Here is a 12,982-nt window from a genome sequence, read left to right on the forward strand (position 1 = left end):
GAAAAGCGGTCTAGCCTTTCCGGTCTGCCGGGGGCGTGATCAAATCATTACGGTTTGGCCATGGTGCCGTTTCCCCCGTGCGCCCGTATGGTGCGTGTGAACCCGGTGTTCGAATTGCCCCAACAAGATGCACAGGCTTTTGCCTGCTGTCACAAGCCCCGACAATCCTTAAATAGGACGGGAAAGGATGGTTTCCTATGCAGCAGCCGGTTTTCTTCCTCTCGCACGGTGGCGGGCCCTGGCCTTGGCTCGATGGCCCGTTCCGCGATGGCTTTGCCTGGCTGGAAGCCTCGCTCAAGGCGCTTCCCGCGCAGTTGCCCGCCCGCCCGCGTGCGGTATTGGTGGTTTCGGGGCATTGGGAGGAACCCGGCTTTACCGTGTCCACCGCGGCGCAGCCGGGCATGGTCTATGACTATTTCGGCTTTCCCGAACACACCTATCACATCCGCTATCCCGCGCCGGGCGCGCCGGACCTGGCCGAGGAGGTGATCGTCCTGGCGGCGGCGGCGGGCATTCCGGTGGGCCGCGATCCCGCGCGCGGGTTCGATCATGGCACGTTCTCGATGCTCCAGCCGATCTGGCCGGAGGCCGACATCCCCGTGCTCAGCCTGTCGCTGCGTGCCGATTACGACGTGGCCGCGCACCTGGCGCTGGGCCGTGCCCTGGCGCCCCTGCGCGACGAGGGCGTGCTGATCGTGGGTTCGGGGTTCAGTTATCACAACTTGCGCCAGTTCAGCGCTGCCGCTGCGGCCCCTTCGGCTGCGTTCGATGCCTGGCTGCGCCACACGCTGCTGGACCTGGCGCCAGAGGCACGCGCGGCCGCCCTGCTGCAATGGGACAAGGCCCCCGCCGCGCGAATCTGCCACCCGCGCGAAGATCACCTGATTCCATTGATGGTGGCGGTCGGCGCGGCCGGGGCCGATCCTGGCGTCTGCGTCTATTCGGAAAACGACTTGCGCGGGGCGCTCACCGCATCGAGCTATCGCTTTGGCGCGGGCACCGCGCCCAGCCCGTTCGACAAGGTCGGGCAATTGTTGAAAGCGTAATGGGTGGGCCCGGTCGGCTTGGGAAAACCCATGCCGACCGGGCCCCGGCACATCAGAACGTTGCGGCCTTGAGCACGAAGCGCACCGAGCGGCCCGGCATCACCACCAGGTCCTTGTTGAGCGCGGTGGCCAGGCGCTGGGTATCGTCGGTCAGGTTCTGGCCAACGATGGCCAGTTCGATGCCCGGATGGCTCTTGAACGGGCGGAACGCCACGTTGACGTTGAGGTTGTTGTAGCCATCGGTGGGCGTGTCGAAATCGCCTGCCTTGTCCTGCCGGCCATAGTGGCTGAACATGATCCCGGCATCGATCGTCTTGCCCGCCCAGGCAAAGCCGCCGCCCACGCGATAGGGCGGGATGCGCGGCACGTTGCTGCCGCTGTCGAGCGTGGCGCGGGTATAGTCGCCCAGCACCTTGGCGGTGAACGTGCCTTGGTCGGTCTTGACCAGTTCCTGGCTCATTTCCGCTTCCAGGCCGCGGAACTTGGCGCCTTGCTGGCGATAGAACAGCTCGCGCAGTTCGCCATCGGTGCTGGCAGTGCACACGCCATCATCGTCGCAGGTGCGCCCCGTCAGGTCGCCATAGATATAGTTCTTGTACCAGGTGTAATAGGCCGAGCCGGTGAAGCTGAAGCCGCCCTGGCGCACGCGCAGGCTGCCTTCGAGCGAATTGGCGCGCTCAACCTTGAGGTTGGGATCGCCGGTTTCGAAGGTCTGCGGGCCATCGTGGGCGCCGCGGGCAAACAGTTCGGTCAGCGCCGGGGCGCGACCGGTGCTGGAGAAGTTGAGGCCCAGCTTGACCGCCTGCACTGGGGTGTAGAGCAGGCCGATGGCGCCGCTGACGGGCGTGTACTTGCGCACCGTGAACGCGTCGTCCGCCGGGGTGCCGGTGATGCGCACGTGCTCCACGCGGCCGCTGGCTTCGACATGCAGCGGATCGGCCAACTGGATTTCGGTGAACAGGTAGCCGGCAATGTTCTGGCTGGTCGCCGGGTTCAGGTAGCTGCTGTCTTCGCCGATGGCCGAGAAATCGCGGTGCTGGTATTCCACGCCCAGCGCGGTGTTGCGCACCGGCCCCACGGCGTTGAGCAGCAGTTCGCCGCGCCCGTTCCATTCCTTGTTCTTGAACGTGGTGTTGACCGAGCCATCGGGATTCTTTTCCTGATGCTGGTAATCGCCATAGCTGCCGTCGAGCGTGAAGGTCTTGAGCAGGCCCGAATCCAGCGCAAAGCTGTTGCGGCTCATCACCTTGGTCTGGCGCATGTCGATATAGGTGGTGTCGCTGGGAATGCCGTAGCGCGCGTCATAGTGCGTCACCGCCAGGCCCACGTGGCTCTTGTCGCCGGGCAGGAAATAGGACCCACCCACCGATCCACCCCAGCCGTTGAACCAGGAGTTCTGCTGGGTGCCCAGCGGGGTGTCGTAGTTGTCGGTGGTGCGCCAGAACCCGTCGGCGTGCAGCGCCAACTGCCCGGTCTTGGTATCGACCAGCGCGGCGGTTTCCACGCCCTTGTTCACCGTGGTGTAGCTGGTGCTGGCTTCGGCCGAGAGCGCTTCGGTCGGCAAGCTCATCGGCACGCGGTTGTTGATCGTGTTGACCACGCCGCCGATCGCCTGGCTGCCATAGCGCAGCGTGGCCGCGCCGCGCACCACTTCGATCGAGCGGGCCGAGAGCGGATCGATGGGGATGCCGTGGTCCGGGCCGATGTCCGACACATCGGAACTGGAGGTGCCGTCTTCGAGCAGGCGGACGCGGTTGCTGTCCATGCCGCGAATGATCGGGCGGCTGGCGCCAGAGGCAAAGCCGGTTGCCGAAACGCCCGGCACGTCGCGCAGCGAATCGGCAATGCTGGAGCCGCCGGCGCGGGAAATCTGGTCGGCATCGACGCGCGCGGAAACGGTGGGCGTGTCATCGATCAGGTGGCCAAACGGCGTGGCGGTGACGATGATCGGGCTGCTGCTGCCCGACCCGGTGCCGTCCGAACCTGCCTCGCTGGCATCGGCTGCGGCGTTGGCGCCGCTATCGGCGGGGGCCGGCGCATTGGCCCAGGCAGCGGCGGGCGCCAGAGCCAGGACCGCTGATCCCAGCATCAGGATGGAACGCATCGAAATCTCCTCCATAACCTTGTTCGCGCCATGGGCTTTCGGGGGGATGGCCCAAGGACACGCATTGTCGCAGCGCCCGCAACGGCTGCGGGCGTCGTATTCGTTGGCCTCTCCGCCGCGCTCGTTCCCTTGTTCGGGAACGATATAACATTTCATGATGAGGCCCGGCAAGCGCCGGGACGCGGGCGCTTTCTGGCCATGTTTCACCTGAACGCAGGATGAAGCAGGGCGAAAAAGTGCTTGGGCTTTGGGGCTTGGTGAAGATCGCCGAACGGGCAGGGCACCCACCCTTCCTGCCATCGTCACCCCGGATCAAGTTCGGGGTGACGTTGCGAGAAGAGCAAAGAAAAAGGCCCGCAATCTCTGCAGGCCTTTTTCACATGCAGGCGCTGACGCGATCAGCCCGGAATCGAGGCGCGCGCTTCCTGGCCATCGCCCTGCGGCGCGGAGAGGATATCCTTCACCTGCGCGCCCTTGGCCACGGTGGTGGTCTGCGGATCGCCCACGGTGCTGCGAATGCCGGCTGCCGAAGCGCCGGCCTTGCCCAGCGTGTCGGTTTCCACCGCGCTGCGCGGCGCCGGGCCGCCGAACAGGGCATCGAGCGCCTGCTTCGACGAATCGACATCCTGCGGGCGCGGGGCGCCGGGGTTGGGCGGGGTCAGCGCGAAATCGGGCGGCACGACCAGCGGCGCCTGGCGGCTGACGGCGAATTCGTCCGGGCGCACGTGGTTGAACAGCGAGCTGCTGGAACTGCACGCAGCCAGAAGGCTCCCGGCCGAAACGAGAAAGGCAAGGGCGGCGGCTTTGCGCATTACTTAGATCTCCGTGGGGCTGGGGCTGCCCGAAGCGGGCTTTTCGCGCGAAAACAGCGAACGGGCAAGCAGGATCAGCACACCCAGCGTGATTGCCGCGTCGGCAAGGTTGAAAATCAAAAAAGGCCGAAATTCGCCGAAATGAAGGTCGGCATAATCGATAACATAGCCGCGGGTGAAGCGGTCATAGATGTTACCCATCGCCCCGCCGAGCACGAGGGCAAGGCCGGTGAGTTCGCCGAGCGCCTTTTCGCGCAGCATCCAGATCACCACGCCCAGCGCGATCAGCCCGGTCATGGCCAGCAGGGCCAGCTTGCCTTCGCTGGAATTGGCGCTGAACAGGCCGAGCGACACGCCCAGGTTCTGCGTCCAGCGCAAGTTGAAGAAGCTGGTGATATAGATCGCGCCTTGTTCGGGCAGGGCCAGCGGCCCGGCGATCCACGCCTTCACCCCCCGGTCCAGCCCGAACGTGCCCAGCGCCATGGCAAAGCCGGCGAGGCGATTGCGCGTGAACAGGCTCACGCGGTTTGCCCGTCGAGCGTTGCCACCACGCTGTCGCAGCGGTCGCACAGCGCGCCGTCCTGCGTCACTTCGGGTAAATGGCGCCAGCAACGGCCGCACTTGTGGTCATCGGTTCGGGTCACGGAAAGCTCCTGCCCGCGCGAAACTGTCGCGGTGATGAACAGTTCCGCCAGGCCGCCTTCGGCTTCCGGGGCATCGGCCGGCACGGTGACCTTGGCTTCCAGGCCCGAGCCCAGCACCTTTTCGCGGCGCAGCGGCTCGATCGCTTCGTTCACGCTGGTGCGCAGGGCGCGCAATTGCTCCCAATGCGCCAGGTCCGCCTGCACCGCCGGCAGTTCCGGCCACTCCAGCAGGTGGACCGACGCGCCGGCGTAGCGGCTCTGCCACACTTCCTCGGCGGTGAAGACCAAGACCGGCGCGCCATAGCGCACCAGGGCATGGAACAGCGTGTCGAGCACGGTGCGATAGGCGCGGCGCTTGGGATCGGCCGGCGCATCGCAATAGAGGCTGTCCTTGCGGATATCGAAGAAGAAGGCCGAAAGGTCTTCGTTGCAGAACTCCGTCAGCGCGCGGACATACGTATTGAAATCATAGTCTGCCACCGCCTGCCGCAGCGTCGCGTCCAGCCCGCCAAGGCGCGCCAGCATGTAGCGTTCCAGCTCGGGCATGGCATCAGGCGCCACGCGTTCGTCTTCGCTGAACCCTTCCAGCGCACCGAGCAGGTAGCGATAGGTGTTGCGCAGCTTGCGATACTGGTCGGCCACCCCGGCCAGGATTTCCTTGCCGATGCGGTGGTCCTCGGTGAAATCCACCGACAGCGCCCACAGCCGCAGGATGTCGGCGCCATAGTCGCGCATCAGGTCCAGCGGGCTGATGGTGTTGCCCAGCGACTTGGACATTTTCAGGCCCTTGGCGTCCATGGTGAAGCCGTGGGTGAGCACGGCATCATAGGGCGCGCGGCCGCGCGTGGCGCAGGCTTCGAGCAGCGAGGACTGGAACCAGCCGCGGTGCTGGTCGCTGCCTTCCAGATAGAGATCGGCGGGCCAGCGCAGTTCGGGCCAGCGGCCCGATTCCAGCACGAAGGCATGGGTGGAACCCGAATCGAACCACACGTCGAGAATGTCGGTGATCCGCTCGTAATCGTCCACCTGGTACTTTTCGCCCAGGTAGTCTTGCGCGCGCTCGTCGTCCCAGGCGTCCACCCCTTCGGCCATCACGCCGGCGATGATGCGGGCATTCACTTCCGGATCGGCCAGGTACTGCCCGGTCTGGCGATTGACGAACAGGGTGATCGGCACGCCCCAGGCGCGCTGGCGCGAGAGCACCCAGTCGGGCCGTCCTTCCACCATGGCGCCGATGCGGTTGCGGCCCTTTTCCGGCACGAAGCGCGTGGCGGCGATGGCCGCGACGGCCTTTTCACGCAGCGTTCCATCGTCGCGCTGCTGATCCATCGGTACGAACCACTGCGGGGTGCAGCGGAAGATGACCTTGGCCTTGGAGCGCCAGGAGTGCGGGTAGGAGTGCTTGTAATCCGCGCTCGCGGCCAGCAGTGCGCCCACTTCGGCCAGCGCCGAGCAGATCGGGCCATCGGGGGCGTTGAACTTGGGATTGATCACGCTGCCCTGGCCGGCCAGCCAGCCCCAGTCTTCGCGATACTTGCCATCGGCGGTCACGGCGAACTTGGGCTCGATCCCGTGCGCCTTGCACAAGTCGAAGTCGTCCTCGCCATGGTCGGGCGCCATGTGGACGAGGCCGGTGCCCGATTCGGTGGTGACGAAATCGCCCGCGAGCAGCGGGCGCGGCTCGGCAAAGAAGCCGCCCAGCGCGTGCATCGGGTGGCGGGCCAGGGTGCCGGCGAAGTCGGTGCCTTTGCCGCTCCACAGCGGGGCATCCAGCGTGACGCCAAAGCGCGCGGCGGCTGCCTCGGCCAGCGGGGCTGCCAGCAGCACGCGCTTGTCACCCGCCTGCACCAGCACGTAATCAACGTCCGGCCCATAGGCGAGCGCCTGGTTGACCGGGATCGTCCACGGCGTGGTGGTCCAGATCACCGCATAGGCGCCGACCAGTTCCGCCACCGGCGATTCCGTGATTTCAAAGGCCACGTCGATCTGGGTGGAAACGATGTCCTCGTATTCCACTTCGGCTTCGGCCAGCGCGGTCTTTTCCACGGGGCTCCACATCACCGGCTTGGCACCGCGATAGAGCTGGCCGCTCTCGGCAAACTTGAGCAGTTCGCCCACGATGGTGGCTTCGGCCTGGAAATCCATGGTCAGGTAGGGCCGGTCCCAGGCGGCGTTGATGCCCAGGCGCTTCAACTGCTCGCGCTGCACGTCCACCCACTTCTGGGCATAGGCGCGGCATTCGGCGCGGAATTCCTTGGGCGGAACCTCGTCCTTGTTCTTCTTCTTCTTGCGGTACTCTTCCTCGACCTTCCATTCGATGGGCAGGCCGTGGCAGTCCCAGCCGGGCACATAGGGCGCGTCCTTGCCCAGCAGGGTCTGGGTGCGCACCACCATGTCCTTGAGGATATGGTTCAGGGCATGGCCGATGTGCATGTCGCCATTGGCATAGGGCGGGCCATCGTGGAGGATGAACTTTTCCCGGCCCTGGCGCGCGGCGCGCAACTGGCCGTAAATGTCTTCATCCTGCCAGCGCGCGAGAATGCCCGGCTCCTTTTGCGGGAGTCCGGCTTTCATCGGGAAATCGGTCTTCGGCAGGAAGACGGTGGATCGATAGTCGCGCGTTTCGGTCATGATCGGCGGGCCTTAGCGCCGGCTGGGGATTCCTGCAAATGCCGGATGCAGGAAGTGGTGAGAGCCTTGCCCCACGTCTCATCCTGTCCAACGTCACCCCATACCCAACATCACCCCTTATCCAACGTCACCCCGGACTTGATCCGGGGTCCAGCTGTTCTTCGATGCGCAGCGCAAGGCGGCCAGAAATAAGCGGGACCCCGGGTCAAGCCCGGGGTGACGAAGGGTGTGAGGCGGGGTTTGGGGGGTGACGAAGGGATGGATTCACGGCGTGTTCTCGTCCCGCTCCTGCGCGGCCACGGCTTCGGCATTGGTGCGGGCGTCCATGTCGGGGCGCAGGGCCGGGGCGACGGTCCAGAAATTGTCGATCAGCACGGTGCCGTGGAACGCGGCGGGCACTTGCGGCAGTTCGCGCGCATGACGCAGCCCCGTACCCAGGCTGTCGCCCGTGCCGTCGCTCGCCACGGCGAGGACATGGCCGCCCACGCCCTCGACGCGCTGTTGCACCCGGTTGGGCCAGCCCCACAGGGTGAACGCGTTATCGAGCGCGGCGATCATCGTCGCGCCCCGGCACGTGGCGGGCACCAGCGACGTCCAGCCTTTCCAGCGATAGTCGCTGGCGCAGGCGCGGCCCTTGGCGGGATCGATCGTCCAGACGCCGGGCAGGGCCTTGTTCACGGCGGAAACCAGCGCCGCGTTGCCGACAAAGCCCTCGCCCAGCGCCTTGGCGTCGTGGCCATTGCGCGCCAGCGTTTCGATCAGCAGCGGCACGGCGGCCAGGTCGTTGCCGGGAAAGCGATAGATAAAGCGGCCCATCGGATTGGCCGCCAGGATCTCGTCGAGCGAGGGGATCAAACCGCGCCCCTTGCCGCGCAGCGGGAAAGTCTTGCCGCCATCGGCGCTATAGCCATGGCCGGCGTCGAGCCTGGCCAATTGCGCCATGGTCATCTGCGAAACCGGGCCGGTCGCCTCGGTCCGGCAGCCCAGGTCGGCATCGGGATAGAGCGCCAGGTGGTTGTCGGCGGTGCGCACCACGTCGATCGCCACGTAATCGGCGCCCATGCGCCGCGCGGTAAACACGGCGCGGGCGGTGTCTTCCAGAATCGCGTGCAGTGGCGGCAGGATGGCGCGCGCCGGGCAGGGCGCGGCGCGGCCGCCGGGCTGGTAGTCCTGGGCAATGCCGCCATTGGCGATCAGGCGCGGCCGTCCCGGCGGCGCCGTTACCAGCCAGCTGGCATTGACGAAGGTAAGCACCAGAAAGGCCAGCGCCCCGGTGAACAGGGCGCCGCGCAACCAGATCATGCCGTTTCCTTTCCGGATCAACCGGCCGATCGTGCCCAGGCGCACGCCCGTGTCAACCGCGGCGCGGCTTTTCCGCGCCATTTTGGATGGAAAATCAGGCGCTTTCCAACAACCGCCGCGCTTCCAGGCAATCGCGCGCCATCTGTGCCACCAGCGCGTCCAGGCTGTCGAACTTGGCTTCGGGCCGCAGGAAGTGGTGGAAGCTCACTTCGATTTCCTGGCCATAGAGATCGCCGGTGAAATCGAAGAAATGCGGCTCCAGCAGTTCCTTGGGCGGATCGAACGTCGGGCGGATGCCCACGTTGGCCGCGCCCAGCAGTTCGCGCTCGTCGCAAAGCCGGCCCTTGACGGCATAGATGCCATAGGCCGGGCGCAGGTACTTGCCCATCGACAGGTTCGCGGTGGGAAAATTGATCGTCCGGCCCACCTTGTCGCCATGCTGGACAATGCCGCGAATGGCAAAGGGGCGGGTGAGCAAGGCCGTGGCCGTGGCGCAATCGCCGGCCTTGAGCGCATCGCGCACGCGGCTGGACGAAACCACCGCGCCATCGTGCAGCACGGGGCCCACCGCGCGCGCCGCCATGCCGTGGGCCAGGCCCAGTTCGCGCAGCACGGCCACGTTGCCGCCGCGCTGCTTGCCAAAGGTGAAATCCTCGCCCGTCACCACCCCGGCCGCGCCGATGCGATCGGCCAGCAACTGGCCCACGAAATCCTGCGCGCTGGTCTGTGCCAGGGCGGCATCGAATTCGAACACCAGCATGGCATCGGCGCCGGCCGCAGCAAACAGCTCCTGCCGCTGGTCCAGCGAAGTGAGGCGGAAAGGCGGTGCCTTGGGATCGAAGTGGCTGACCGGGTGCGGATCGAACGTGGCGATCATCACCAGCCGCCCTTCGGCCCGCGCCCAGCGCACGGCTTCGGCCACCACGGCCTGGTGGCCCAGGTGGAACCCGTCGAAATTGCCCAGCGCCACGATGGCACCGCGCCAGTTTTCGGGCACGCGCTCGCGTGCATAAAGCCGGATCATGGCTTGCTGCTTTCTTCCAGGGGATGGACCCGTTCCAGCGTGACAAAGGCATAAGCCGGGATGGGGGCTGGATGGTCCGCGCTGGCAGGGTGGCTTTCGCGCGCCACCTCGCGCCAATCCGGGCCAGGGTAGGGCATCGTCGTGTCTCCGCCCACGCGGGCGTCCACATCGGTCAATTCGTAGCGGCTGGCGTGGGGGGCCAGCAGCGCGAGGATTTCGGCCCCGCCGATCACTGCCGCCTGCGCTTCATCGGCCACGGCGGCGAGCGCGGCGTCCACGCTGTGCACCACCTGTGCGCCGGGCGCGGCCCAGGCGGCATCGCGGGTGATCACGATGTGGCGGCGGCCGGGCAGCAGGCCGGGCAGCGATTCGAAGGTCTTGCGCCCCATGATCATCGGCTTGCCCATCGTCAGCGCCTTGAACCGCTTGAGATCGGCGGGAATGTGCCAGGGCAGGCGGCCCTTATCGCCAATGGTCCCGTCTGCCCCGCGGGCCACGATCAGGAACAGCGACGCGGCCATGGCTTAACGCACCAGCCGGGTGACATGGCCCATCTTGCGCCCGGGGCGCGTTTCGGCCTTGCCATAGAGATGCAGGTGGTTCGCCGGATCGGCCAGCAGTTCGGGCCAGGCCAGCGCCGCATCGCCGATCAGGTTGTCCATCACCGCGCCCGCCGTAACCAGCCCCGTGCTGCCCAGCGGCAGGCCCAGGATCGCGCGGACATGGTTCTCGAACTGGCTGGCCAGCGCGCCTTCGATGCTCCAGTGCCCCGAATTGTGCACGCGCGGCGCCATTTCGTTGAACACCGGGCCATCGTGCGTGGCAAAGAATTCCAGCGTCAGCACGCCCACGTAATCGAGCGCCTGCGCGACCTTTTCGGCGAGCGCGCGCGCCGCGGGCACCTGGCCGGCGATCTGCGCCGGAGCCGGCACGGTGGAGCGCGCCAGGATGCCGCTCTCGTGCTCGTTCTGCGCCGAGTCCCAGAATTGCACCTGGCCATCCTGGCCGCGCACCAGGATCACCGAAAATTCGCCGAAGAAGTGGACGAAGCCTTCGTAGATCAGCGGGACGGCGGGCAGATCGATGCCTGCCGCATCGGCCGGCGCCATGATGCGCCACTGGCCCTTGCCGTCATAGCCATCGCGCCGGGTCTTGAGAATGCCGGGCGCGCCGATCGTGGCCACCGCGCGGGCGAGGTCTTCGGGCCCGTCCACCGCCATCCACGGCGCCGGGCGGCCGCCCAGCGCTTCGACGAACGACTTTTCGTTCACCCGGTCCTGCGCCACTTCCAGCGCGCGGGCGGGCGGAAACAGCGCGGCATGGGGAAGGATCGCGGCCAAGGGCGCCGCGGCCACATTCTCGAACTCATAAGTGACGACCGCCACTTGGCGCGCAAAGGCGGCCAGTGCGGCTTCATCGTCATAGGCGCCCTGGGTATAGGCCGCGCTCACTTGCGCGGCCACGGATTCGCCGCGCGGCTCGGGCGCATAGACATGGGCGGTATAGCCCAGTTGCGCCGCGGCCATGGCCATCATCCGGCCCAGCTGTCCGCCGCCCAGAATCCCGATGGTGGCGCCCGGCGCAAAGGTTCTCATTGCGGACGCTCGGCCACGGCGTCGGTCTGCGCCTGGCGGAAGGCGATCAGCCGTGCGGCCAGCGCGTCGTCGGTCGTCGCCAGGATCGAGGCGGCGAGAATGCCGGCGTTGGTGGCGCCCGGCACGCCGATCGCCAGCGTGCCCACGGGAATGCCGCCGGGCATCTGCACGATCGAGAGCAGGCTATCCATGCCCTTGAGCGCCTTGGATTCCACCGGCACGCCCAGGACGGGCAGATGCGTCATCGAGGCGACCATGCCGGGCAGGTGCGCCGCGCCCCCGGCCCCGGCGATCACCACCTTGAAGCCGGCGACGTGCGCGGTCTTGGCAAAGTCCACCAGCCGATCGGGGGTGCGGTGGGCCGAAACGATGCGGCATTCGTGCGCCACCCCCAGCTTTTCCAGCACGGCGGCAGCATTCTTCATCGTTTCCCAGTCGGACTGGCTGCCCATGATGATGGCAACCTGCGCGCCGGGCACCGCACTCTCACTCATCCCAAACTCCCCCTTCGGGCGTCGGTGTGCGCCTCAGCGCTCCGACAGGTAATAGCGTTCCACTTCGGCCAGGTTGTCGTCCAGTTCATAGACGATCGGTTGGCCGGTGGGGATTTCCAGGCCGGTGATATCGGCGTCGGAAATGCCCGAAAGATGCTTGACCAGCGCGCGCAGCGAATTGCCATGGGCCGAAACGATCACGGTTTCCCCGGCCTTGAGCGCGGGCACGATCAGTTCTTCATAGGCCGGCAGCACGCGGGCGATGGTGTCCTTGAGGCTTTCCGTGGCGGGCACGGCGATCCCGGCATAGCGCGGGTCGCTGGCCAGATCGAAGGCGCTGCCCGCTTCCAGCACGGGGGGCGGAATGTCGAAGCTGCGGCGCCACACCTTGACCTGCTCGTCACCATGCTTGGCGGCGGTCTCGGCCTTGTCCAGGCCGGTGAGGCCACCATAGTGGCGCTCGTTCAGGCGCCAATCCTTGGTTTCCGGCACCCACAGGCGGCCGGCGGCTTCCAGCGCCAGGTGCAGCGTCTTGATCGCGCGGGTCTGGAGCGAGGTGAACGCCACGGTGGGCAGCACGCCCTTGTCCTTGAGCAGCTGGCCGGCGGCAAAGGCCTCGGTCGCGCCCTTTTCGGTCACGTCCACGTCCCACCAGCCGGTGAAGCGGTTTTCCAGGTTCCATTGCGACTGGCCGTGACGAATCAGGATCAAACGGGGCATCGAGGCTTCCTGCTGCAAGAAGGGACAAGAGAACGCGGCCCCTAGCGGGCCAGGGCCGATTTGGAAAGGCGACTCCCGCTTTTCGGACCTAAACTTGCGTTTCGCCAAGCGGGGCTGCTGCCGGGTCCGCACCGGGCTCCACGCCCGCTTCTGCGCTCGCGTCCTGGCCTGCTTCATTCAGGGCGCGGGCCTGCGCCTTGCGGCGGCGCAAATTCTCCCGCAGGCGCTGGGCAAGGCGCTCTTCACGGCTGTTGGATCGCGGCGGGGTTTTCGACAGGGTCATGGCAAGGGTTCTTTGCCGTGGGAATTTTTTGTCCGCAACCCCGCTTGACTTTGGCAAAGCCTGCGGCCAATAGCGCGCCTCCACCGGCGGCCACCCGCCGCTGGAGGAAAAGCCGGTGCTTGTGTGCCGGGCTTTTGCGGAAATGGTGTGCTGCTGTAGCTCAGTGGTAGAGCGCATCCTTGGTAAGGCTGAGGTCGGGAGTTCAATCCTCCCCAGCAGCACCATTTCCCGCCTGATCTCCCGATCCAAAAGCGCTTGGTCACCCCGCGCTCTCATGCAGGCGGGTCCCCGGCTCTCAGGCCGGGGCGAGGATGTGGTGGAGTAGCC

The 12,982-nt window shown here is 66.6% G+C and carries 12 protein-coding genes and 1 tRNA gene; 2 read left to right on the forward strand and 11 right to left on the reverse strand.

Annotated elements, in window-relative coordinates:
- Nucleotides 1-197: 197 nt before the first annotated feature.
- Nucleotides 198-1,046 carry a class III extradiol ring-cleavage dioxygenase gene (locus FHW94_RS11230; protein WP_168555899.1) on the forward strand — a complete coding sequence of 283 codons (849 nt, stop codon included), beginning with the start codon at nt 198-200 and terminating at the stop codon, nt 1,044-1,046.
- A 52-nt stretch (nt 1,047-1,098) separates the two neighbouring features.
- Here the strand turns inward: FHW94_RS11230 and FHW94_RS11235 are convergent, their stop codons facing one another.
- The 11 genes from FHW94_RS11235 to FHW94_RS11285 form a co-directional block, all read right to left on the reverse strand.
- Nucleotides 1,099-3,150 carry a TonB-dependent receptor gene (locus FHW94_RS11235; protein WP_168555900.1) on the reverse strand — a complete coding sequence of 684 codons (2,052 nt, stop codon included), beginning with the start codon at nt 3,148-3,150 and terminating at the stop codon, nt 1,099-1,101.
- Nucleotides 3,151-3,548: 398 nt separating this feature from the next.
- Nucleotides 3,549-3,962, reverse strand: coding sequence for a DUF3035 domain-containing protein (locus FHW94_RS11240; protein WP_168555901.1), 414 nt, complete (start codon nt 3,960-3,962; stop codon nt 3,549-3,551).
- A 3-nt stretch (nt 3,963-3,965) separates the two neighbouring features.
- Entirely contained in the window at nt 3,966-4,445 is a 480-nt protein-coding gene (gene lspA / locus FHW94_RS11245; RefSeq protein ID WP_168556104.1) for a signal peptidase II, read from the reverse strand.
- A 35-nt stretch (nt 4,446-4,480) separates the two neighbouring features.
- Nucleotides 4,481-7,237, reverse strand: a complete 2,757-nt coding sequence (gene ileS, locus FHW94_RS11250) for an isoleucine--tRNA ligase (RefSeq protein ID WP_168555902.1) — start codon at nt 7,235-7,237, stop codon at nt 4,481-4,483.
- Nucleotides 7,238-7,501: 264 nt separating this feature from the next.
- A complete protein-coding gene (locus FHW94_RS11255) occupies nt 7,502-8,539 on the reverse strand; it encodes a glycerophosphodiester phosphodiesterase family protein (protein ID WP_168555903.1) in 1,038 nt (345 codons plus the stop codon).
- A 94-nt stretch (nt 8,540-8,633) separates the two neighbouring features.
- The gene (locus tag FHW94_RS11260) at nt 8,634-9,563 is read right to left on the reverse strand and encodes a bifunctional riboflavin kinase/FAD synthetase (protein ID WP_179505976.1); all 930 of its coding nucleotides are present in this window, start codon (nt 9,561-9,563) and stop codon (nt 8,634-8,636) included.
- Entirely contained in the window at nt 9,560-10,084 is a 525-nt protein-coding gene (locus FHW94_RS11265; protein WP_168555904.1) for a dihydrofolate reductase, read from the reverse strand. The genes FHW94_RS11260 and FHW94_RS11265 overlap by 4 nt, the downstream gene beginning before the upstream one ends.
- Before the next feature lie 3 nt (nt 10,085-10,087).
- Nucleotides 10,088-11,158 (reverse strand): 5-(carboxyamino)imidazole ribonucleotide synthase, encoded by a 1,071-nt coding sequence (locus FHW94_RS11270; protein WP_168555905.1) that lies wholly within the window; start codon nt 11,156-11,158, stop codon nt 10,088-10,090.
- Nucleotides 11,155-11,652: a 5-(carboxyamino)imidazole ribonucleotide mutase gene (gene purE / locus FHW94_RS11275; RefSeq protein ID WP_168555906.1), complete on the reverse strand. Its 498-nt coding sequence runs from the start codon at nt 11,650-11,652 to the stop codon at nt 11,155-11,157. The genes FHW94_RS11270 and purE overlap by 4 nt, the downstream gene beginning before the upstream one ends.
- A 33-nt stretch (nt 11,653-11,685) precedes the next feature.
- Complete coding sequence (gene gpmA / locus FHW94_RS11280) at nt 11,686-12,372, reverse strand: 2,3-diphosphoglycerate-dependent phosphoglycerate mutase (protein WP_168555907.1); 687 nt, start codon at nt 12,370-12,372, stop codon at nt 11,686-11,688.
- Between the two features lie 88 nt (nt 12,373-12,460).
- On the reverse strand, nt 12,461-12,655 hold the full coding sequence (locus FHW94_RS11285) for a hypothetical protein (protein ID WP_168555908.1): 195 nt from the start codon (nt 12,653-12,655) through the stop codon (nt 12,461-12,463).
- A gap of 149 nt (nt 12,656-12,804) precedes the next feature.
- Here FHW94_RS11285 and FHW94_RS11290 point away from each other — a divergent pair.
- Nucleotides 12,805-12,879 (forward strand) — tRNA-Thr (locus FHW94_RS11290).
- Nucleotides 12,880-12,982 lie beyond the last annotated feature (103 nt).

It is taken from the genome of Novosphingobium sp. SG720, assembly GCF_012275365.1.
Taxonomy (GTDB): Bacteria; Pseudomonadota; Alphaproteobacteria; order Sphingomonadales; family Sphingomonadaceae; genus Novosphingobium; species Novosphingobium rhizosphaerae.